The 19,873-nt window shown below is 71.4% G+C and carries 25 protein-coding genes and 1 tRNA gene; 11 read left to right on the forward strand and 15 right to left on the reverse strand.

Annotation, left to right across the window (positions count from 1 at the left end):
• Positions 1–501: 501 nt before the first annotated feature.
• The 5 genes from ACWEV3_RS29930 to ACWEV3_RS29950 all read right to left on the reverse strand — a co-directional run bounded on the left by ACWEV3_RS29930 (position 502) and on the right by ACWEV3_RS29950 (position 4,532).
• Positions 502–574, reverse strand: a tRNA-Ala gene (locus ACWEV3_RS29930).
• Between the two features lie 74 nt (positions 575–648).
• A complete protein-coding gene (gene sepX, locus ACWEV3_RS29935) occupies positions 649–1,416 on the reverse strand; it encodes a divisome protein SepX/GlpR (protein WP_452617076.1) in 768 nt (255 codons plus the stop codon).
• 270 nt (positions 1,417–1,686) lie between these two features.
• Positions 1,687–2,352, reverse strand: coding sequence for a GNAT family N-acetyltransferase (locus tag ACWEV3_RS29940; RefSeq protein ID WP_452617077.1), 666 nt, complete (start codon positions 2,350–2,352; stop codon positions 1,687–1,689).
• Between the two features lie 7 nt (positions 2,353–2,359).
• Entirely contained in the window at positions 2,360–3,583 is a 1,224-nt protein-coding gene (glp, locus tag ACWEV3_RS29945) for a molybdotransferase-like divisome protein Glp (protein ID WP_452617078.1), read from the reverse strand.
• 46 nt (positions 3,584–3,629) lie between these two features.
• A complete protein-coding gene (locus ACWEV3_RS29950) occupies positions 3,630–4,532 on the reverse strand; it encodes a UTP--glucose-1-phosphate uridylyltransferase (RefSeq protein ID WP_452617079.1) in 903 nt (300 codons plus the stop codon).
• 37 nt (positions 4,533–4,569) lie between these two features.
• Here ACWEV3_RS29950 and ACWEV3_RS29955 point away from each other — a divergent pair, with 37 nt between their 5' ends.
• The 4 genes from ACWEV3_RS29955 to mscL all read left to right on the forward strand — a co-directional run bounded on the left by ACWEV3_RS29955 (position 4,570) and on the right by mscL (position 7,019).
• On the forward strand, positions 4,570–5,166 hold the full coding sequence (locus ACWEV3_RS29955; RefSeq protein ID WP_452617080.1) for a 5-formyltetrahydrofolate cyclo-ligase: 597 nt from the start codon (positions 4,570–4,572) through the stop codon (positions 5,164–5,166).
• 97 nt (positions 5,167–5,263) lie between these two features.
• The gene (locus tag ACWEV3_RS29960; RefSeq protein WP_452617081.1) at positions 5,264–5,572 is read left to right on the forward strand and encodes an FmdB family zinc ribbon protein; all 309 of its coding nucleotides are present in this window, start codon (positions 5,264–5,266) and stop codon (positions 5,570–5,572) included.
• A gap of 214 nt (positions 5,573–5,786) precedes the next feature.
• On the forward strand, positions 5,787–6,437 hold the full coding sequence (locus ACWEV3_RS29965) for an SAF domain-containing protein (protein WP_452617082.1): 651 nt from the start codon (positions 5,787–5,789) through the stop codon (positions 6,435–6,437).
• 120 nt (positions 6,438–6,557) lie between these two features.
• Positions 6,558–7,019: a large conductance mechanosensitive channel protein MscL gene (gene mscL / locus ACWEV3_RS29970; protein WP_452617083.1), complete on the forward strand. Its 462-nt coding sequence runs from the start codon at positions 6,558–6,560 to the stop codon at positions 7,017–7,019.
• Positions 7,020–7,033: 14 nt separating this feature from the next.
• Here the strand turns inward: mscL and ACWEV3_RS29975 are convergent, their stop codons facing one another.
• Positions 7,034–7,219 (reverse strand): hypothetical protein, encoded by a 186-nt coding sequence (locus ACWEV3_RS29975; protein ID WP_452617084.1) that lies wholly within the window; start codon positions 7,217–7,219, stop codon positions 7,034–7,036.
• Positions 7,220–7,368: 149 nt separating this feature from the next.
• On the opposite strand from ACWEV3_RS29975, the gene ACWEV3_RS29980 reads away from it, so the two are divergent.
• Positions 7,369–7,647, forward strand: a complete 279-nt coding sequence (locus tag ACWEV3_RS29980) for an antitoxin (RefSeq protein ID WP_452617085.1) — start codon at positions 7,369–7,371, stop codon at positions 7,645–7,647.
• 73 nt (positions 7,648–7,720) lie between these two features.
• Here the strand turns inward: ACWEV3_RS29980 and ACWEV3_RS29985 are convergent, their stop codons facing one another.
• From ACWEV3_RS29985 to mrf, 9 genes are all read right to left on the reverse strand, one after another.
• The gene (locus ACWEV3_RS29985; protein ID WP_132492910.1) at positions 7,721–8,221 is read right to left on the reverse strand and encodes a MogA/MoaB family molybdenum cofactor biosynthesis protein; all 501 of its coding nucleotides are present in this window, start codon (positions 8,219–8,221) and stop codon (positions 7,721–7,723) included.
• A gap of 256 nt (positions 8,222–8,477) precedes the next feature.
• Positions 8,478–9,812, reverse strand: coding sequence for a S1C family serine protease (locus ACWEV3_RS29990; protein WP_452617086.1), 1,335 nt, complete (start codon positions 9,810–9,812; stop codon positions 8,478–8,480).
• Between the two features lie 106 nt (positions 9,813–9,918).
• Positions 9,919–10,992, reverse strand: coding sequence for a galactose-1-phosphate uridylyltransferase (gene galT, locus ACWEV3_RS29995; protein ID WP_452617087.1), 1,074 nt, complete (start codon positions 10,990–10,992; stop codon positions 9,919–9,921).
• Positions 10,989–11,780 carry a DeoR/GlpR family DNA-binding transcription regulator gene (locus ACWEV3_RS30000; protein WP_358578795.1) on the reverse strand — a complete coding sequence of 264 codons (792 nt, stop codon included), beginning with the start codon at positions 11,778–11,780 and terminating at the stop codon, positions 10,989–10,991. Before ACWEV3_RS30000 ends, galT begins: the two co-directional genes overlap by 4 nt.
• A 182-nt stretch (positions 11,781–11,962) precedes the next feature.
• Complete coding sequence (locus tag ACWEV3_RS30005; RefSeq protein WP_452617088.1) at positions 11,963–13,396, reverse strand: ATP-binding protein; 1,434 nt, start codon at positions 13,394–13,396, stop codon at positions 11,963–11,965.
• Positions 13,393–14,088 carry a response regulator transcription factor gene (locus tag ACWEV3_RS30010; RefSeq protein ID WP_132492948.1) on the reverse strand — a complete coding sequence of 232 codons (696 nt, stop codon included), beginning with the start codon at positions 14,086–14,088 and terminating at the stop codon, positions 13,393–13,395. The genes ACWEV3_RS30005 and ACWEV3_RS30010 overlap by 4 nt, the downstream gene beginning before the upstream one ends.
• Positions 14,089–14,224: 136 nt before the next feature.
• Complete coding sequence (gene rpmF, locus ACWEV3_RS30015) at positions 14,225–14,377, reverse strand: 50S ribosomal protein L32 (protein ID WP_132492918.1); 153 nt, start codon at positions 14,375–14,377, stop codon at positions 14,225–14,227.
• A gap of 103 nt (positions 14,378–14,480) precedes the next feature.
• Entirely contained in the window at positions 14,481–14,732 is a 252-nt protein-coding gene (locus tag ACWEV3_RS30020) for a type B 50S ribosomal protein L31 (RefSeq protein ID WP_358578802.1), read from the reverse strand.
• Positions 14,733–14,881: 149 nt separating this feature from the next.
• On the reverse strand, positions 14,882–16,138 hold the full coding sequence (gene mrf, locus ACWEV3_RS30025; RefSeq protein ID WP_452617089.1) for a ribosome hibernation factor-recruiting GTPase MRF: 1,257 nt from the start codon (positions 16,136–16,138) through the stop codon (positions 14,882–14,884).
• A gap of 97 nt (positions 16,139–16,235) precedes the next feature.
• On the opposite strand from mrf, the gene rpmB reads away from it, so the two are divergent.
• The 6 genes from rpmB (at position 16,236) to ACWEV3_RS30055 (ending at position 19,760) form a co-directional block, all read left to right on the forward strand.
• The gene (gene rpmB / locus ACWEV3_RS30030) at positions 16,236–16,472 is read left to right on the forward strand and encodes a 50S ribosomal protein L28 (protein ID WP_452617090.1); all 237 of its coding nucleotides are present in this window, start codon (positions 16,236–16,238) and stop codon (positions 16,470–16,472) included.
• A complete protein-coding gene (gene rpmG / locus ACWEV3_RS30035) occupies positions 16,472–16,639 on the forward strand; it encodes a 50S ribosomal protein L33 (protein ID WP_132492926.1) in 168 nt (55 codons plus the stop codon). The genes rpmB and rpmG overlap by 1 nt, the downstream gene beginning before the upstream one ends.
• Before the next feature lie 181 nt (positions 16,640–16,820).
• Positions 16,821–17,126, forward strand: coding sequence for a 30S ribosomal protein S14 (gene rpsN / locus ACWEV3_RS30040; protein ID WP_452617091.1), 306 nt, complete (start codon positions 16,821–16,823; stop codon positions 17,124–17,126).
• Positions 17,127–17,129: 3 nt separating this feature from the next.
• Positions 17,130–17,369: a 30S ribosomal protein S18 gene (gene rpsR / locus ACWEV3_RS30045; protein ID WP_358578810.1), complete on the forward strand. Its 240-nt coding sequence runs from the start codon at positions 17,130–17,132 to the stop codon at positions 17,367–17,369.
• Between the two features lie 140 nt (positions 17,370–17,509).
• Positions 17,510–18,190 carry a 5,6-dimethylbenzimidazole synthase gene (gene bluB, locus ACWEV3_RS30050; RefSeq protein ID WP_452617092.1) on the forward strand — a complete coding sequence of 227 codons (681 nt, stop codon included), beginning with the start codon at positions 17,510–17,512 and terminating at the stop codon, positions 18,188–18,190.
• An 85-nt stretch (positions 18,191–18,275) separates the two neighbouring features.
• The gene (locus tag ACWEV3_RS30055; RefSeq protein ID WP_452617148.1) at positions 18,276–19,760 is read left to right on the forward strand and encodes a diguanylate cyclase; all 1,485 of its coding nucleotides are present in this window, start codon (positions 18,276–18,278) and stop codon (positions 19,758–19,760) included.
• The last annotated feature ends 113 nt before the right edge of the window (positions 19,761–19,873 follow it).

Raw genomic sequence — 19,873 nt, forward strand, 5'->3', positions numbered from 1 at the left:
CGCCCTGCTGGTCTCGATCGTCGGCACCCGCACCAGCGGGCTGATAGGCGGCGGAACCGACGCCGCCGAGGCGATCGCGCTCAGCCTGCTCGCCCTGCGGCCGAGATGAGAGCTCGCACCCCGGATTCCTCAGGGACGCACGGACCAGACCGTGGCGGAAGACGTCGTATAGGAGGCCAGCAGCAGCGCGTCCGGGTTGCGGTAGTCCTATGTGGTCAGATGACGGTAGATCGTGGCGACCTGCTCCGGCAGCGACGGAGGAAGGGAGCCGGATCGCCAAAAAGCCAGGACCTCACCACACCAGCAATCAGCTGCAGCCCGGCGAGTCTCGGAGTCAACATCGGACGGCTGGTAGGTGAGCAGGTCGGGAACGCTCCCCACCGCAAGGAGCCGGCGCGAAGAATCCACCGCACCGTGGGGGGTTTGGGGGCTCGGCCCCCTAGCAAAAAAGGAAGATCCCCATCTGCGCCCTCTGCAGATGGGGATCTCCCAGATCTTCCGTGGAGCTGAGGGGAATCGAACCCCTGACCTTCTCGATGCGAACGAGACGCGCTACCAACTGCGCTACAGCCCCTTGTTGAGTGCTGACGAAAGCTTAGCAAGGCCCGAAATCAGCCTTCGCAGCACCCCCCTCTAAAGGGTCACGGCCTACTCGCCGGAGGCTCGCCGGTAGGGCTCCCAGGTGCGTTCGTCCAGCTCATCGAACATGGGGTCCTCGTCATCGATCTCCACGCGCACGGCGTTCGAGTCCGGTCGGCGGTCCGCGGGGCGGCCGTCTTCGCGGTCGTCGTCCTCGTCGTACTCGTCGACCAGCTGGTCGTCGACCTCGGCGTCGTCGTACTCGTCGTACTCGCCGTGCTCACCGCTCATCCGGGCCAGCCGCCGGCTGCGGACGTCCTCTTCGATGCGGACCTGGCGGCGCAGGTACGTGAGGTAGCCCACCGTCGACAGGTCGGTGATGCCGTGCACCCACCACAGGACCGGCCACACCATGGCGGCCAGCAGCGCGGTCGTCACGGCCAGCAGCAGCATGACGAGCACGATGCGCTGCCGACGGGCGTACTTCACGCGCGCGGCCAGCGCGGCGGCTTCCGGATCGAAGCCACCGCGGCCAGGGCGGTAGCGGCGCCCGGCCCGGACGTCGTCGCTGTGCACGCGTCGCCACGAGCCGTCGGCCTCGTGCTCTTCGAGGGCCTCGTCCCGGTCGGTGTCAGGCATCCCGAAAGCCTCCTCCACCTCGTCGGTTGTCGCGGCTCCGGGCGTCGCCGGTCGCCGCCCGCTGCCTCGCCGCACAACTCGTGCGGCGAGCGCGGAATCGGTGGTCTTGGACACTTCTTGGCGACGGCGGGCGAACATCGGAACCAGTACCACCAGCCACGCCGCCGCCAGTGCAGCGAAGATCAACGAGCTGGGCATGCCTCGCCACCTCCCCCTGGCCACCGGCAGCACACAAGTCTGCGATCGCCACGCTAATCACATCAGCCACTTCTGTCTCGGAGCCACGCCGAGTCACAGTGGTTCCCCAGGGACAAGAAAACCGCACGTTCAGAGCAGCCAGCGGCAACATCGACACCGGCGTGTCGGCTTCCGCACCGCCAAATGCCTGCGATCTTGCGTCTGTTCGGGCTAATTTCGGCCGGTGATCGCGGGTTCTGCGGTGACGGTGCGTGATCAAGATCTCGGCGTTCAGGGCCGCCTCGCGCCGCCGGACTCGATCAGCCGGTTCACCGCGCCGCCGGGGATCTCCTCGATGGTCAGGGCGTACACGTAGTGGTCCCGCCAGGCGCCCGCCACGTCCAGGTACCGGTGGAACAGCCCCTCGCGGCGGAAACCGGACTTCTCCAGGACCCGCACGCTCCGCTGGTTCTCGGGCCGCACCGTGGCCTCCAGCCGGTGCAGTCCGACCGCGCCGAAGCAGTGGTCCACCGCCAGCGCGACGGCAGCCGTGGCGATCCCGCCGCCGGCCAGCTGCGCGGCCACCCAGTAGCCGATCCACCCGGAGCGCAGCGCGCCGCGGACGATGTTGCCGACGGTCAGCTGGCCGGCGAAATCGCCGTCGACGGTGATGCTGAACGGCAGCGCCTGGCCGCGGCGGGCCATGCCGCGCAGCGCGCTCCACTGCGCGGGCCAGGCCATCCGTGCGTTCCGCTCCTGCCAGCCGCCGACCGCGGTGGGCTCCCATTCCTGCAGGTAGACGCGATCTTGCAGCCTGATCCGGCTCCAGGCGGAGCCGTCGCGCAGCCGAGGCGGGCGCAGCGCGACGGCGCCCCGCGCGGTGATCAGCGGGCCGAGGCGCGCCGGCCAGCCGGGGTGGCGGCCGATCGGGAACCCATCGGCGTCGGCGGGCTGCATCGGTGGCTCACGCGCGCTGCGAGAGGAACCGGACCTGCACGTCTTCGCCTGCCGCGACTTCGGTGGTGTCCTCGTCGACCACCACCAGGCAGTTCGCCTCGGCCAGCGACGCCAGCAGGTGCGAGCCGGAGGTGCCCAGCGGTTGCACCAGGTAGGAGCCGTTCTTCGGGTCGCGCAGCAGCTGGCCGCGGAGGAAGCCGCGGCGCCCCTTCGCGGAGCCGATCGGGGTGAGCAGCTCGGCGGACACGGTGCGGCGGTGCGGGTTGACCTTGCCGAGCGCGGCGCGGATCAACGGCCGCACGAGCACCTCGAAGACGACCAGCGCGCTCACCGGATTGCTGGGCAGCACGAAGGTCGGGATCTCGTCCGGGCCGAGCCGGCCGAAGCCCTGCACCGAGCCGGGCTGCATGGCCACCCGGGTCGCGTCGAGCTCGCCCAGGTCGGCCAGGGCCGCCCGGACCTCGTTGCCCGCCGCGCCGCCCGCGCCGCCGGCGATCACCACGATCTCGGACAGCAGCAGCCGCCCTTCGACGACCTCGCGCAGCCGGCGCGGGTCGCTGTTGACGATGCCGACGCGGGTCACCTCGGCGCCTGCGTCGCGCGCGGCGGCGGCCAGCGCGTAGGAGTTGACGTCGTAGACCTGGCCCTGCCCGGGCGTGCGGTCGACGTCCACCAGCTCGTCGCCGATCGAGATCACCGACACCCGCGGCCGAGGGTGCACCAGCACCTTGTTGCGGCCCACCGCCGCCAGCAGCCCGACCTGCGCCGCGCCGATCGGTGCGCCGCGGCGCACCGCCACGTCACCGGTCTGCACGTCCTCGCCGGTGCGGCGGACGAACGCCGCCGATGGCACCGCCTGCCGCACCGTGACCTTCGCCGGGTGCTCGTCGGTGTACTCCAGCGGCACCACCGCGTCGGCCAGCGTCGGCAGCGGGGCACCGGTGACCACCCGCACCGCCTGCCCCGGCTGCAACCGGCGCGGCTGCCGCGACCCGACCGGGATCTCCCCGACGACCGGCAGCACGGTCGACTCGTCGACGGCCGTCTGCACGTCGACGCTGCGCACCGCGTAACCGTCGACCGCGGCCTGGTCGAATCCGGGCAGCGCCTGCTCGGCGACGACCTCTTCGGCGCACAGCAGGCCCTGCGCCTCGGAGATCGCGACCCGGACGGGCGCGGGCCGGACGGCCGCCGTGAGTACGCGTGCGAGCTGCTCGTCCACTGACCTCATGGCTGACCTCTTCCCGCGTGCCCGAGCCGTGGCCTGGCGCAGCGTGTTAGCTCCTGCTCATCCGTTGGACGAGCCAGTCTCGCAAGTCCGGCCCGTACTCGGGATCCTCCAGCGCGAAGTCCACCGCAGCTTTGAGGAAACCGCCAGGATTTCCCAAGTCGTGTCGCCCACCGCGATGAACCACCACGTGCACCGGGTGTCCTTCGGAGATCAACAACGCTACGGCATCGGTGAGCTGGAGCTCGCCTCCGGCACCTGGTTCGATGCGCTTGAGCGCGTCGAAGACCGCGCGGTCCAGCAGGTAGCGACCGGCGGCGGCGAAGGTGGACGGGGCCTCGTCGGGCGCCGGCTTCTCGACCATGCCGCGGACTCGCTTGACATCGTCGTCATCGGTGTCGGTGACGTCGAAGATGCCGTAGGCGGAGATCTGCTCGCGCGGCACGTCGAACGCGCACAGCACGCTGCCGCCGAAGCGGGCGCGCACCTCGGCCATCCGCGTGAGCACGCCGCTCGGCAGCACGAGGTCGTCGGGCAGCAGCACCGCGACCGCGTCGTCGTCATCGGTCAGGTTCGGTTCCGCGCAGCCCACGGCGTGGCCGAGGCCGAGCGCCCGCTCCTGCACCGCGGTCTCCGCGGCGATCAGCGCCGGCCCGCGGCGGACCTTCGCCAGCAACTCGTCCTTGCCGCGGTCCTGCAGGGTCTGCTCCAGCTCGGGTTGCGGCCGGAAGTACTCGGCGACCGCCCGCTTCTCCGGCGAGGTCACGATGACCAGGCGTTGCGCGCCGGCTTCGGCGGCCTCGGCAGCCACCAGTTCGATCCCGGGGGTGTCGACGACCGGGAGCAACTCCTTCGGCACCGCCTTCGTCGTCGGCAGGAACCGGGTTCCCAGGCCGGCTGCGGGCACGATGGCGGTCCGGAACGCTTTGGGCGTGCTCGTCGGGCTGCTCATGGCCAGGGAGCCTATCGGGCAGCCCTAGAGTGGACCTGTGAGCTCACTGGACGAATCGCTTACTACCAAGTCCGAGTGGCGCCGCGCGTTGCTCCAAGCGCGCCGGAACGTCGCCGAGGACGCTCGATCGTCCGAGGCCACGGCGCTGCAGGAGGCGCTGCTGCGCTGGCTGGACGGACAGCAGGTGCGGACCGTCACGGCGTACGTCCCGGTGGGCGGCGAGCCGGGGGCGCCCGGCACGCTCGACGCGCTTCGCGACGCCGGGCTGCGGGTCCTGCTACCGGTCGTGGTCCGCAACGGGCCGCTGGAGTGGGCGGAGTTCACCGGCCCGGACTCTCTGCGACCTGCGGGTTTCGGCCTGCTGGAACCGGCAGGCGAGCGGTTGGGCCCGGCCGCGATCGGCGAGGCAGACGCGCTGCTGGTGCCCGCGCTGGGCGTGGACCACCGGGGTGTTCGGCTGGGACGTGGCGCCGGTCACTACGACAGGTCGCTGCCGTTGGCCGCGCCGAACGCACCGCGCATCGGCGTCGTCCGGGACGAGGAGTTCGTCGCCGAACTGCCCGGGGAACCGCACGACGTGCGGATGACGGGCGTGCTGACGCCCGGTCGTGGGATCGTGGCGCTACCCATGTGACATAGGAGTGTTTGCGCTGGGCACCCAACGTGACGCATTATCGTATTAGCACTCCTGCAGTTCGAGTGCCAGGACGAGATGTCGGAGGTTCACGGCCGTGCCCACTTACCAGTACGCCTGCACCGAATGTGATCACCGGTTCGAGGCGGTGCAGTCGTTCAGCGAGGACTCCCTCAGCGAGTGCCCGAAGTGCACCGGCCGGCTCCGCAAGCTGTTCAACGCCGTGGGCATCGTGTTCAAGGGCTCGGGCTTCTACCGCACCGACAACCGGTCGTCGAACTCGTCGTCCTCGACCACGAGCAACGGCTCGTCGTCCTCCTCGTCGTCGAGCAGCAGCAAGTCCGCCGAGTCGAGCTCGTCGTCTTCGAGCAGCAGCTCCTCGACCACCACGGCCGCCGCTTCCTGATCCCCGCCTCCGGTTCGCCGACCGCAGCTACCGCGGTCGGCGATTTTCGTGTGCGCGCAGAGTGATCCCGTCCGCCGCGAGGGCAATTCGTCCGGGTGAGCCGAGTTGTCCACAGCAGCCCGGTTTGTCCACAGATTTCCGCTTCCCCCTCCCGCTCGGGCCGGCGACTCCCTAACTTCGGAGGTCGTCGACCGCCGCGAGCGAGGAGTGGATCATGGCGTCGAAAGACCGTCTCAACTCGACAGTGCTGCACCGCATCGGCGCGCTTTTCCTTGGCCGGCCGGGCTTTCGCCTGCACGCCCTGCGCAGGGCGGCCGCCGTGGCCCTGCTGCTGCTCGCCGCCGGACTGTCCGTGCAGCCACGTCATGGACCACCGGAGTCACGCGTCGCGGTTCTCGTCGCCGCCCGCGATCTGCCGCCCGGCCGGGTCCTGTCGAAGACGGACGTGGCGCGCCGCGAGCTGCCCGCCGACCTGGTGCCGGACGGCGCGCTGCGCGACATCGCCACCGCCGAGGGCCGGGTGCTCGGCAGCGCCGCGCGCAGCGGCGAGCCGCTGACCGACGCCCGGTTCAACGGTCCCGCGGTGGCCTCCGGCGGAGGCGGGACGGCGGCCGCGCCGATCCGCCTCGCCGACCCCGAGGTAGCGGACTTCCTGGTGCCTGGCAGACGAGTGGACCTCGTCACAAACCTCACTCGATCGGGTGCGGCTTCGGTACTTGCGGAGGACGTCCGGGTCGTCGCGGTGCAGGCCCCGCAGGGCCATCGGGACCAGGGCAGACTCATCTTCGTGGGCCTGCCGGAGCAGGCCGCTGCGACGGTCGCCGCGGCCGCTCTGAGCCAATCGGTCACCGTTACCCTCCGCTGAGTACACGTCACGCGCCGATCTCTATCGATTCGGCGCGTCATCCATCCGTGCCGCGGACGTCGCATCTTTCGAACCGGCGTTCGCCCGGACACACCCATGATGTGGAGAGGAGCTCCCAGCGTGCTCAAGGGCTTCAAGGACTTCCTGATGCGCGGCAACGTGATCGAGCTGGCCGTGGCCGTGGTCGTCGGTAGCGCGTTCACCGCGCTGGTCACGTCGTTCACCACCAGCATCATCAAGCCGGTCATCGCCGCCACCGGGGGCGGCAACGTCACCGGCCTGAGCATCCAGTTGCGCGCCGGCAACGAGGCGTCGATCATCGACTTCGCCGCGGTGATCAACGCGGTGATCACGTTCTTCATCACGGCGGCGGTCGTGTACTTCCTGTTCGTGCTGCCGATGAAGAAGCTCACGGAGCGCCGCAAGAAGGGCCAGGAGGAGGCCCCGGTCGACCCGACCGACGTCGAACTGCTGCAGGAGATCCGCGACCTGCTGCGCCGCGAGCAGGGCCTGCCGAAGATCGAGGGCCTCGCCGTGAGCGAGGAGAAGACGAGCGCCTCGGGCAACGGCCAGCAGAAGTGAGCCTGCCGCCGGGCTCAGCGCGCGTCGTGGTGCGGCGGCCGGTTCTCCCGGTACCAGCGCTCGTCGTCGCCCGCGGGGGCCCGGTCCGGGCGGTCGTCGGAGGTGGTCTCGGGGAGGACGTCGCCGAAGATCTCGGCGAGCTTGCGCCGCCGTTCCCGCTCGGCGGGATCGGAGGTCTTGCCGGAATCGTTCTCGGTCACGCCTCCATCGTCCCCCATCGCCGCGAGTGCGCGTGCGGACCGCAGGACCCAGGTGTGAAGTCGGTTACAGTTAAGACTGCTAGACGTCGAGGCGGCGGGAGCGGCGCCAGGCGTGGCTCACCGGGTGTCGAAGCCACGGGAGGCGAGAGATGAGTTTCCTGGACAAGGCCAAGGAACTGGCCAACCAGGCCAAGGGCAAGGCCGAGGAACTGGCCGAGAAGGCGGGTCCGAGCGCGGCGAAGGGGCTCGACGCGGCCAAGTCGAGCCTGGACAAGGCCACCGGCGGGAAGTACCACGACAAGATCGAGAACGTCAGCCACAAGGTCGAGGGCATGATCAAACGGGACCACCACCCGGACGGCCAGCCCCCGAAGGGCCCCGAGGAGAAGGGCCCGGAAGGCGGCGCGGAACCGCCGAAAACCCCCTGACCCGAACGAAAAGCCCGTGAAACACGACGGTGGCGGCCCCCAACGGGAGCCGCCACCGCCGGTCTCACCCGGCTCAGGCCGTTTCCAGGCCCGAGAGTTGTTCGATCACGTGGGTCACCAGGGGCGTCAGGGTGGCCATGCCGTCCCGGACCGAGGCCCGGGAACCCGCCAGGTTCACCACCAGCGTGCTGCCGGAGACCCCGACCAGGCCGCGCGACACGCCCGCCTCGACCGCGCCCGCCGCCAGGCCGGAGGCCCGCAGGGCCTCCGCGATGCCCGGGATCGGGCGGTCCAGCACGCCCGCCGTCGCATCCGGCGTGACGTCCCGCGGCGACACCCCGGTGCCGCCGACCGTGATCACCACGTCGACCCCGCCGATCACCGCGGTGTTCAGCGCGTTGCGGATGTCCACTGTTTCCCCGGCCACCGCGACGGTGCCGTCGACGATGAAACCGGCTTCCTCCAGCAACTCGGTCACCAGCGGACCGATGTTGTCTTCCTGCTCGCCCTGGGCGACCCGGTCGTCCACCACGACGACGAGGGCCCGGCCCAACCGCTGCGCGCTGCGTTCCATGCCGGTAACCGTAGTGCCAAGGAGTGCCCCGTTCAGATCCAACGAGCCGGTGAGATCGACCATTCGCACGGCCCGTCGCGGAACCACGGTGCCTGTTTCGTCGGACATGTTCCTCCCAGTTCTGCAATGCCCCCGAGCGGTTTTCGACCGTTTTGCGAAGCCTGCGCCGCCGACCGCGCCGAGCCGCCCGGAGGGGGCAGAGCGGACCCGGCACGGCCGACGCGGAACGCGGCCGGCGAACGGCCGCGCGTTCGGATCACCCCTTCTGGCCGGCCAGGGTGGCCTCCACGGTCCGGTCCCCGCCCGGGCCGGTGACGGTGACCGGCAGCCGATCACCGGGCGCGTGGGAGCGGACCGCGGCGATCAGCGAGTCGGTGTCCAGGACCGCCCGGTCGCCGATCCTCGTGATGACGTCGCCGGACCGGATCCCGGCCTGCTCGGCAGGCCCGCCAGGGGTGACGTCGCGGACCTGCGCGCCCGCCTGCTGCTGCGAGTTGGTGATCACCACGCCCAGCGTGGTCTGGGTGGCCGAGCCGGTGTCCTTCAGCTCGGTGGAGATCCGCTTGGCCTGGTCGATCGGGATCGCGAAGCCCAGCCCGACCGAGCCGGCCTGCTCCTGGCCCGACCCCGGGCTGTAGATCGCGGAGTTGATGCCCACCACGTTGCCGTCCATGTCCACCAGCGGGCCGCCGGAGTTGCCGGGGTTGATCGCGGCGTCGGTCTGCAGGGCGTTGAGCACGGTGTCCTGGCTGCCCGACTCGCCACCGGCTCGCACCGGGCGGTCCTTGGCGCTGATGATGCCGCTGGTCACGGTGCCGGAGAGGCCGAACGGCGAGCCGATGGCCACGACCGGCGCGCCGACCGGCAGGTCGTCGCTGCGGCCGAGATCGGCCGCGGTGAGGCCGGTGATGTCGGCCTTCACCACCGCGAGGTCCGACTTCGGGTCGGTGCCGACGACCCGCACCGGCGCCGAGCGGTTGTCGTGGAACAGCGCCGTGAGCCGACCGTTCTGGCCGCCCTCGACGACGTGGTTGTTGGTGAGGATGTAGCCGTCGCTGCTGATCACGATCCCGGAGCCCTCGCCGCCGCCGCGCGCGGTCACCAGCTGCAGCTGGACGACGCTGGGCAGCACCTTCTCCGCGACCTGCTGCACCGAGCCCGCCGGTGCGGTGCTGGCGCTGCGCGCCGGACGCGACTGGTCCAGCGACGTCACGGCGCCCTTGTCACCGCCGAGCTGATACCCGACGAATCCGCCGATGCCACCGCCGACGAGGCCCGCCACCAGCGCGAGGACCGCTGCGCCCGCGATCAGCCCGATGTGCCTGTTCCGCTGCTGCGGCACCGGGGCGGCGGCGGTGTAGCCGCCGGACGGCCAGGGCTGCGCGTGCGGGAACTGCTGCGTCGCATGCGGCGGCTGCGCAGCGTGCTGGGGCTGCTGCGCGGCTTGGGCGTGCGCTTGCTGGGGCTGTTGGTAGGGCTGCTGCGGAACCCCGGCAGGTGGCGTGTCGCCGGTGCCCGCGACAGGCCCGTCCGCCTGCGGCTTCGGTTCGTCCGGCTGATCGCCGGAGTGGCCCGGGGGGTGATCGGTCATGACTCCACTTTGCTCCAGACGTCTGAGAAGTGCCTGAGACTAGGCTGTGCGACAGCCTGAAAACCGGCCGGGGAACTGTGATCTGCGACTGGCCGAGGGCCAGCGCTCACCGCAGCCGGGCGGCGATCTGCTCCGGCGTGACGTCGTTGATCCACACGCCCATGCCGGATTCCGAGCCCGCGAGGTACTTCAGCTTGTCCGCCGAGCGCAGCACCGAGAAGACCTCCAGGTGCAGCCACGAAAGCTCCCGGCCGGTGCGCACCGGCGCCTGGTGCCAGGCCGCGATGTAGGGCAGCGGGCGGTCGTAGAGGCCGTCGAGGCGGCGCAGGACGTCCAGGTACGTCACGGCGAAGTCGTCGCGCTCGGCGTCGGAGAGCGCCGCGATGTCCGGCACCTGGCGGTGCGGCACGAGGTGCACCTCGACCGGCCACCGCGCGGCCGCGGGCACGAACGCGGTCCAGTGCTCGGAGTCGGCGACCACCCGCTCGCCCGCGGCGCGCTCGGCGACGAGCACGTCACCCTGCACGTGCCGCCCGTGCTGCGCCAGGTACTTCTCGGCGACCTGCAGCATCTTCTCCGTCTTGGGCGTCACGAACGGATAGCCGTAGATCTGGCCGTGCGGGTGGTGCAGCGTGACGCCGATCTCCTCGCCGCGGTTCTCGAAGCAGAACACCTGCTCCACGCCGGGCGTTCCGGCCAGCGCGGCGGTGCGGTCCGCCCAGACGTCCACCACGGTGCGCACCCGGGCCGGGCTGAGCGCGCCGAACGACGAGTCGTGGTCGGCGGTGAAGCACACCACCTCGCAGCGGCCCCGCGCGGGCGCGACCGGCACCATCGGCATGCCATCCACAGTGGACTCGTCGCCGGGAATGCCTTGCGCGAACGACGGGAACTGGTTCTCGAAGACGACGACGTCGTAGTCCGGTTCCGGGATCTCGGTGGGCCGTCCGGGCACGCTCGGGCACAGCGGGCAGAGCTCGGCCGGCGGCTTGTAGGTCCGCGCCTGCCGGTGCGCCGCGATCGCCACCCACTCGCCGGTCAGCGGGTCGCGCCGCATCTCCGAAGCCGGGGCCTGCGGCGGCAGCGCCCTGGTGTCCTCGGCCACCCGCTCCAGCGCCGGGTCGGCGTCGAAGTAGATGATCTCCCGGCCGTCGGCCAGGCGTCGCGCCGTCCGCTTCACCGCTCCTCCTCCACACCCCGCTGATCGGCCAGCAGGAGTTCGACGTGCTCGGCCAGCAGCTCGCGCGCGTCGGCCGGCAGCCCCTGGTCGCTGATCAGCAGGTCGACCTCGTCGAAGTCGACGATCGTGGAGATCCCGACGGTCGACCACTTGGCGCTGTCGGCGACCACGATCAGCCGCCCGGCCGCCTCGGCCAGCGCCCGGTTGGTCTCGCTCTCGTTGAGGTTCGGGGTGGTGAAGCCGGCCCGCGGCGCCATCCCGTGCACCCCGAGGAACACCAGGTCCAGGTGCAGGGAGCGCAGCGCCTGCACGGCGACCGGCCCGACCAGCGCATCCGACGGGGTGCGGACACCGCCGGTGAGCACCACGGTGCGGTCGGTGCGGCCGCGCTGCTGCAGAGCGTCGGCGACCCGCACCGAGTTGGTCACCACCGTCAGGTCGGCGACGTCGTCGAGGTGGCGCGCGAGCGTCCAGGTGGTCGTGCCGGCGGACAGGCCGATCGCGGTGCCCGGCCGGACCTGCTCGGCGGCCAGCCGCGCGATCGCCTCCTTCTCGGCGAGCTGGCGCACCGACTTGGCCTCGAAGCCCGGCTCATCGGTGCTGCGGCCGATCGTCGAGGTGGCGCCGCCGTAGACCTTCTCCACCAGACCGCGCCGGGCGAGCGCGTCGAGATCGCGGCGGATCGTCATGTCCGACACGCCGAGCCGCAGCACCAGCTCGCCGACCTGCACCGCTCCGGTGCGCCGCACCTCGTCGAGGATCACTTCCTGGCGTTGCCGCGCGAGCACAGCACCGTCCCCTCAGACCGTCGAACGGCCGCGCGGGGCTCGTGGGTGATCGCTCCGGTTCTTACCGGAACGAACACCCACGAGCCCACCCGCGCGACCCCAAGCAAACAAGAACCAACACTACCCGAACGGCCTTTCGGTGCATGTCGCTTGCTCCGGAGCAGCACCCGGGGCATTGCTGTTCATTGCTGTTCGATGTACTGGGGACTGCCCGGCAGCGTCATGCGCAGCAGCGCGCCGCCCTCTGGGGCCTCGCCGGCCCAGACCGTGCCGCCGTGCCGCTCGGCGACCTGCTTGACGATCGACAAGCCCAACCCGGAGCCCGGCAAGGTCCGGGCGTCGGAGGACCGGTAGAAGCGCTCGAACACGTACGGCCGGTCCCCGGCCGCGATGCCGGGCCCGCTGTCTGCGACCTCCAGCACGGTGGTGCCGCCGGCCGGCTCGGGATGCAGATCCACCCGCACCCGGCCGCCGTCCGGGCTCCACTTCGCGGCGTTGTCCAGCAGGTTCAGCACCGCGCGCTCCAGCGCCGTCGCGTCGCCCATCATCACCCACGGCTCCAGGCGGACGTCGAACTCGATGCGCGGGGCGCGGCGCCGCGCGCGGTTCAACGCGCGCTCCACGACGTCGACCAGGTCCACCGGCTCGTGCACGGCCTGCGGGGTGTCCTCCCTGGCCAGCTCGACGAGGTCGCCGACCAGCGCGGACAGCTCCATCACCTGGGCCTGGACGTCGGCGAACATCTCCGCCCGGTCCTGCTCGGACAGCTCCGGCGCGTCCGGCCGGGCCGAGGCCATCAGCAGCAGCTCCAGGTTGGTGCGCAACGAGGTCAGCGGGGTGCGCAGCTCGTGCCCGGCGTCGGCCACCAAGCGCCGCTGCCGCTCCTGCGACTCGGCCAAGGCGCCGAGCATCCGGTTGAAACTGGTGGTCAACCGGGCCAGCTCGTCATCGCCGCCGACCGGGATCGGCCGCAGGTCACCGGTGAGCGCGACGCGCTCGGTGGCCGCCGTGAGCCGCTGCACCGGCCGCAGCCCTGCCCGGGCCACCGCCGTCCCGGCGGCCGCCGCGAGCAGGATCCCGGCGCCGCCCATCACCACCAGCACCACGCTCAGCTGCGCGAGCGTCCGCTGCGTCGGGTCCATCGACGTGGACATCACCAGCGCGGCGTTCTGCCCGGTCGGCACCGCCACCACCCGGCTGTTGGTGCGCTGATCGGTGCGCAGCGATTCCCGGGTCTCGCCCTTGGCGACCGCGAGCTCGTCGGTGCTCATCGGCGGGCGGTCGGCCGGGCCGACCACGACGCCGTCCGCGGACAGCACGCTGATCTTGAAGTTCTGGGCGACGAAGAACGCCACCGGCACCTGCTGCAGGTCGGCGGTGCGCACCAGCGGGCCCTCCGCAGCCTCCACCGCGCGCTCGACGAGGTTGTCGTCCAGCTGCTGGTAGAGGCTGTCCCGCACGGTGACGAAGGCCGCGACGGACACCAGCGCCACCGCGCCGGCGACGCAGACCGCCGCCAGCCAGGTGACGCGGTTGCGCAACGAGACGCGCTGGAACCGGCCTTTCGGACGCTCCTGCGGGTCCAGGTCCGGCGGGGGTGGTGCGGGAACGGTCACGGCGGCGTCTCGCGGAGCACGTAGCCGACGCCGCGGACGGTGTGGATCAGCCGCGGCTCACCCTCGGCCTCGGTCTTGCGGCGCAGGTACCCGATGTAGACCTCCAGGGCGTTGCCCGAGGTCGGGAAGTCGTAGCCCCACACGTCCTCCAGCAGGCGGCTGCGGGTGAGCACCTGCTTCGGGTGCGCCATCAGCAGTTCCAGCAGGGCGAACTCGGTGCGGGTCAGGCTGATCGGGCGCTCGCCGCGGCGGACCTCGCGGGTGCCCGGGTCCAGCTCCAGGTCGGCGAAGCGCAGCGCGGGCGGCAGCTCGTCCAGGCCCGCATCCGGCGGGCTGGCGCGGCGCAGCAGGGCGCGGAGCCGGGCCAGCAGCTCTTCGAGCGCGAACGGCTTGGGCAGGTAGTCGTCGGCGCCCGCGTCGAGCCCGGCGACCCGGTCGGACACGGCGTCGCGCGCGGTGAGCACCAGGATCGGCAGATCGTCGCCGGTGCTGCGGAGGCGGCGCGCGACCTCCAGCCCGTCCAGGCGGGGCATCATCACATCGAGCACCATGGCGTCCGGGCGGTTGCCCGCCAGGAAGTCCAATGCCTGTTGACCGTCCGCAGCGAGCTCGACCTGGTACCCGTTGAACTGCAACGACCTTCGCAGGGATTCCCGCACGGCACGATCGTCGTCGACGACGAGGATGCGCATGGGCACAGTGTTACCCCTGGCCCTGAGAAGCAGCTGAGAACCCGCCGTGCGTCGCGGCACCGCGTGACATCCATCTCCACCCGAGTGCCATTCCGGCGCGCGCCATCACCCTGGGTGATCGCGCGCGCCGGTTCGGTCACCGCTGTTGGAAGTGCCGGATGAGCGCGCGCGGCACCAGCTTGCGCTCCCCGTCGACGACGATCGGCACCAGGTCGGGCGCGGTCGCCTTCCACTGCGATCGGCGGTGACGGGTGTTGCTGCGGGACATCTTCCGCTTGGGAACGGCCATGTCGATCCTCTCGTAGTTCGGGTGGGGTGAACGGCCCGTTCACCTCTGCTACCGAGGCGAACGGGCCGTTCACCCCGAAACGGCTCGGCCGCGAGGCCGCCGGTCAGCGGGTCCGGTCGCCGTAGCGGCGACGGAACTTCTCGACCCGCCCCTGGGTGTCGAGCACCCGCTGGTTGCCGGTCCAGAACGGGTGCGAGTAGGCGGTCACGTCGATCACGATCAGCGGGTACGTGTTGCCGTCCGCCCACTCCGTCCGCACGTCGGACGTGGCGGTGGAGCGGGTCAGGAAGCGGTCGCCGGTGGCGCGGTCCTGGAACACGACCGGCCGGTATTCGGGATGGATCCCGGGTTTCACGAGTTCTCCTCCAAGGTCGTTCGAAATCGGTCCCCCGCGGCGCGAGCCCCGTGCGAGGTGGGGCGGTTTCGCGCGAACCGGCACCCGCCCGCGTGCGGAACGCCGGTTTCGCGCGAAACCGCCGTTCCGGCGATGCGCGCGGGCTGCCGCTACGCCTTGCCGGTCTCGCCGGTGGCGTCCGCGGTGGTCTCCGCCGGGTCGTCCCCGCACGGATCGGTGTGCCATTCGCCGAACGGGTCGTCGTAGCTCGCCCACGCCCGCTGCCCCGCGGCGAGCTCGTCGTCGGTGAGCAGCGCGCGGCGCAGGGCGTGGACGATGTCCCGCGGATCGGCCTCGTGGACGATCACGACGAGCTCCTGCATCCGGTCGCCGTAGTAGTCGTCCCAGGTCAGCGAGGCCCTGACCTGCCGCTCGGCCGAGACGTCCGCCCAGTCGCCAGGCTCCAGCGCGGCCAGCCACGGCCCGGCGTGCGCAACGCCGAGCCCGCCGCCGGCGGACTCCAGCCACAGCGCGACGTCCGGCTGGCTGGCCACCCAGACCCGGCCGCGGGTGCGCACCACGCCGTCCAGCAGCACGTCGATCGCCTCGTGCAGCCGCTCCGGGTGGAACGGCCGCCGCTCCTCGAACAGCACCACCGACACTCCCGCGTCGGTGTCCAGCGACGGCTGCCCGCGCAGCAACCGCCCCTGCGGCCCGTCGACCTCGCCACGCCGCGCGTCGGCGGGCACCTTCGCCAGCAGCGCGGAAACGTCCAGGTCGTCCAGGTGCTCGGCGGGGGCGTTGGGCGTGAGCCGGGCGATCACCGCCTCGGTGCGCACCCGGTTCCACCGGTCGCCGGAGTTGCCGGCGAGCACGATGGCGTCGGCGAACTCGACCTGCCCCACCGCGACCTGGGCGACGGTGCGCTCGTCGTCCGCGCTGCCGCCGAGGCCGCGCTCGACGAGCTCCTCCTCGCCGGTCGCGTCGGCCAGCCAGGTGGCCAGGTCGACGGTGGTGACGACGGCTCGGACCTCGACGTCGTCGACCAGCGGGCGGTCGTCCACCAGGACGTTCTGCAGCGCCCAGCAGATCGTTTCGGGTTCCAGCGCCGGATCGAGCTGCACGACGACCCGCGTCACGTCAGGCGCGGCGGACAGCCTGCGCAGCAGCGGCAGCATGTCGAGGCGCAGGGTGCAGGACACGCAGCCGTGCGCCAGCTCCAGCACCTCGGTGGTCTCGGCGTCTCCGTGCCGGACCAGGCGCCGGACCACGCCCTGGGTGACTTCGCGCAGGTCGTGGTGCACGAGCGCGGTGCCCGCCGGGTCTTCCCGCCACGCCGCTCCGGCCGCCGCCGCGACCTGCTCCGCGCGGATCCCGGCCACCATGATCAGCGGAGTCCGCCGGTTCGCGGACGACTCGGTTCCCATCCCCACCTCAATCGACAACGGTTTTCATCTGACGCGGACACACGCTACCCTCGTCGACGACGAAATGAAAATGGATGTCATTATCGAGAGGAAGGTCATGTCCATCCGCTGCCAGGTGACCGGGAAGAAACCCGGCTACGGCAACCAGGTCTCCCACTCCCACCACCGCACCCGCCGCCGCTGGCTGCCCAACGTGCAGCGGAAGCGCTACTGGCTGCCGTCCGAAGGCCGCTGGATCCGGCTGCGGGTGTCGACGAAGGGGATGAAGACGATCGAGAAGCAGGGCATCGAGGCCGTGGTGGCCGCGATGCGAACGCGAGGGGAACGCGTCTGATGGCCAAGAGCACCGACGTCCGCCCGGTGGTCAAGCTGCGATCCACCGCAGGCACCGGCTTCACGTACGTGACCACCAAGAACCGCCGGAACAACCCGGACCGCCTGGTCCTGCGCAAGTACGACCCGGTGGCCCGCAAGCACGTCGAGTTCCGCGAAGAACGCTGACGGAATCAAGCATCGCGGCTCGCAGAAGGCAGAGACGGCTGCGCAGCTTGCTCGACGGAAGTCAAGGTCGAGCGCGCTCGCTGCCGATCTCCCCGTCCCTTACCCCCTGCTCGTGAGTGGTCGTTCCGGTTCTCACCGGGACTGCCGCTCCCGAGCTTCGAGCAGTGAAAGGAACGGCCGAGTGGCCAAGAAGTCCAAGATCGCGCGCAACGAGCAGCGCCGCGAGATCGTCGCCCGGTACGCGCAGCGGCGGGCCGAGCTGAAGCAGATCATCGTCGCGCCCGGCAGCAGCCCCGAGGAACGCGTGGCCGCTCAGCGCGAGCTGCAGCGCCAGCCGCGCGATGCGAGCCCGGTTCGCCTGCGCAACCGGGACGCCGTCGACGGGCGTCCGCGCGGCTACTTCCGCAAGTTCGGCGTCTCCCGGGTGCGGCTGCGCGAGCTGGCGCACGGCGGCGAGCTGCCCGGCGTGACGAAGTCGAGTTGGTGAGCCGTGGTGCACAACGACCGGCGCAGCGTGCGCCGCAAGCCGAACCTGCTCCAGCGCGAAGGCGTCGTCCAGGTGGACTGGAAGGACACCGCGCTGCTGCGGAAGTTCATCTCCGATCGGGGCAAGATCCGCTCCCGCCGCGTCACCGGCCTGACCACGCAGGAGCAGCGCGAGGTGGCGCGAGCGATCAAGAACGCCCGCGAGATGGCCCTGCTCCCCTACCCCGGAAACGGCCGGAAATGAACCATTTGCCCAGGTAGTTGCTCGTGAGCGTTTTGGATCGCCTGAGCGCTCCAAAACGCTCACGACACCTGATCAGGCAAAACCCTCCGCCGGTGCCCCTCGCCCCGCGACCCTCGGCGCCAGCGGCAGGATGGTCGGCGATGACGATCGCCGGACGAGCCTCCAAGTTGACCGACACCGCCCCCGCCGCCGACCTCTACGACGTGATCAACCGCCGCCGCGACGTGCGCCGGGAGTTCACCGGCGGCGAGCTCCCCGAACCGGTGCTGCGTCGCGTCCTGACCGCCGCGCACAGCGCGCCCAGCGTCGGACTGTCCCAACCGTGGGACTTCGTCCTGGTCCGCGACGACGCCACCCGCCGCGCCTTCCGCGAACACGTGCTGGCCGAGCGCAGCGTCTTCGCCGCCGGGCTCGACGGGGAACGCGCCGAGACCTTCGCCAAGATCAAGGTCGAGGGCATCGTGGAATCGTCGCTGGGCATCGCCGTCACCTACGACCCGAACCGCGGCGCACCGCAGGTGCTCGGCCGCCACGCGATCGCCGACGCCGGCCTGTACTCGGTGTGCCTGGCCATCCAGAACCTGTGGTTGGCCGCCACCGCCGAGGGCCTGGGCGTCGGCTGGGTCAGCTTCTACCGCGAGGAGTTCCTCCGCCGGCTGCTGAGCATTCCGCAGGGAGTGCGCCCGGTGGCATGGTTGTGCGTAGGGCCGGTGCGATCCCTGGCCGACACGCCGGACCTGGAGCGGCACGGCTGGCGACAGCGGGTGCCGCTGGAACAGGTCGTGCACTACGACAAGTACGGACAGGGTCGCAGCCGGTAGCCTGGACGGCACGAAACCGTCGGCACGCGGTTCCACTACAAGTTGCGCTCCCTGCGAGGACGCGGTGCAGCAGGATGATCCGCTGATGGTCGGCCACCTGCCGGCCCACGACCGCCACGTGCGGCTGTTGCTGGACTCCGGCCGCTTCGCCGAGGCGAACGCGGCGTTCGACGAGCTGATCAAGGCCGGGACCAGCGACGTCGGCGAGCACTGGAACCGCCCGACCGTGCTGGTGCACCGGGCGTCGCTGGCGTGGCGGCTGGGTCGCATCCCGCTCGCCCTGGAACTGATCGCCGAGGGCTGGACCGATCTCGACGTCGACCGCCCGGAAGGCCCGGCGGCCGCGCACACCATCAGCATGCTCGGCTACCTGCTGGAGACCATCGGCCACCGCGGCCCGGCGCTGGAGCTGATGGCGCTGTCAGTGCAGATCGCGCGCGACTCCGACGACCAGGCGGCGCTGGCGCACTGCCTGAGCCGGGAGGGCAACGCGCGGGTGTTCCGCGCCGTGACCCGCCCCGACGAGACCAGCAGGGCGCAGTTCGAGCTGGCCCGCGACCTGTTCGACGAGTCGCAGGGACTGGCCAAGCCCGGGCAGGTGAAGCGCTCCGCGCTGGCCGGGTTCGCGCGGGCGCTGGCCGGCGTCGGCGAAACGGCCGCAGCCGAGCGGACCGCCCTGGAGGCGCTGGCGCTGGGTCGCGGCGCCGACGACTGGTTCACCACGGCGGTGGCGAACTGGGTGCTGGCGGTGGTGCGCCGCGAGCAGAACCGGCTGGAGGAGGCCCGCACGTTCGCCAGCCGTGCCCTGGAAGGCGCCGAAACGATCCGCGACACCATGCTGATGATGCAGTTCTCCCTGGACCTCGCGGCGATCTGCGAGGAGCTGTCCGACTCGGTCGGCGAATCCGCCGCGCTGCGACGAACGGTCGCCGCGAGCAGCACGGCGGTGGACGTGCTGCAGGAGGGGCTGGGGCAGGCGTTGGAACAGCGCCGCGTGGCGGTGCAGGCCCAGCGCATGGCGGTGGCCGCCCGCGAAGCCGCGCTGCGCGACCCGCTGACCGGCCTCACCAACCGCCTCGGCCTGGAGCGGCGCGCACCGGTGCTGCTGGAGAGCACCGCGGCGGCCGGCCGGGTGCCATGGCTGTTGCTGCTGGACGTGGACTGGTTCAAGGACGTCAACGACCTCGCCGGGCACACCGCGGGCGACGTGGTGCTCCAAGAGGTCGCGAACCTGCTGCGCCGCGAATGCCGCGGCGACGACCTCATCTGCCGCTGGGCGGGCGACGAGTTCGTGGTGCTGCTCGTCGACGCCACGGAGGAGTCCCGCGACGCCGGGCCGATCGTCGCCGAGCGGATCCGCGCCGCGGTGCAGCGGCACGACTGGCGGCTGGTGCTCGGGCGGCTCACCAAGGCGCCGACGGTGAGCATCGGCGTCGCGGCGGGTCCGGCGAACCTGGAGCACCTGTTCGCCGCCGCCGACATCGCGCTGTACCGGGCGAAGCGGGCCGGGCGCAACCGGTGGGAGATCGATGGGGACCGGCCGACCGCGGACAGCTCGACCACGAGTTGAGGCGCACCCGGCTCGATTAGGATCGATCGCCATGTCCACCGCGCTGCGATCTCCGATCGACGGGTTTCCCCTGCGCGGCAAGGTAGAATCGACACCGGAAGCCCGGAAGCCCG

It is taken from the genome of Saccharopolyspora sp. NPDC003752, from assembly GCF_053605825.1.

Bases quoted from the DNA above. Each gene is read 5' to 3' on its own strand.
- sepX (WP_452617076.1), bottom strand. From the start codon at position 1,416: ATGCCCAGCTCGTTGATCTTCGCTGCACTGGCGGCGGCGTGGCTGGTG.
- ACWEV3_RS29940 (WP_452617077.1), bottom strand. From the start codon at position 2,352: ATGCAGCCCGCCGACGCCGATGGGTTCCCGATCGGCCGCCACCCCGGC.
- glp (WP_452617078.1), bottom strand. From the start codon at position 3,583: ATGAGGTCAGTGGACGAGCAGCTCGCACGCGTACTCACGGCGGCCGTC.
- ACWEV3_RS29950 (WP_452617079.1), bottom strand. From the start codon at position 4,532: ATGAGCAGCCCGACGAGCACGCCCAAAGCGTTCCGGACCGCCATCGTG.
- ACWEV3_RS29965 (WP_452617082.1), top strand. From the start codon at position 5,787: ATGGCGTCGAAAGACCGTCTCAACTCGACAGTGCTGCACCGCATCGGC.
- ACWEV3_RS29980 (WP_452617085.1), top strand. From the start codon at position 7,369: ATGAGTTTCCTGGACAAGGCCAAGGAACTGGCCAACCAGGCCAAGGGC.
- ACWEV3_RS29985 (WP_132492910.1), bottom strand. From the start codon at position 8,221: ATGGAACGCAGCGCGCAGCGGTTGGGCCGGGCCCTCGTCGTCGTGGTG.
- ACWEV3_RS29990 (WP_452617086.1), bottom strand. From the start codon at position 9,812: ATGACCGATCACCCCCCGGGCCACTCCGGCGATCAGCCGGACGAACCG.
- ACWEV3_RS30010 (WP_132492948.1), bottom strand. From the start codon at position 14,088: ATGCGCATCCTCGTCGTCGACGACGATCGTGCCGTGCGGGAATCCCTG.
- rpmF (WP_132492918.1), bottom strand. From the start codon at position 14,377: ATGGCCGTTCCCAAGCGGAAGATGTCCCGCAGCAACACCCGTCACCGC.
- mrf (WP_452617089.1), bottom strand. From the start codon at position 16,138: ATGGGAACCGAGTCGTCCGCGAACCGGCGGACTCCGCTGATCATGGTG.
- rpmB (WP_452617090.1), top strand. From the start codon at position 16,236: ATGTCCATCCGCTGCCAGGTGACCGGGAAGAAACCCGGCTACGGCAAC.
- rpmG (WP_132492926.1), top strand. From the start codon at position 16,472: ATGGCCAAGAGCACCGACGTCCGCCCGGTGGTCAAGCTGCGATCCACC.
- bluB (WP_452617092.1), top strand. From the start codon at position 17,510: ATGACGATCGCCGGACGAGCCTCCAAGTTGACCGACACCGCCCCCGCC.
- ACWEV3_RS30055 (WP_452617148.1), top strand. From the start codon at position 18,276: ATGGTCGGCCACCTGCCGGCCCACGACCGCCACGTGCGGCTGTTGCTG.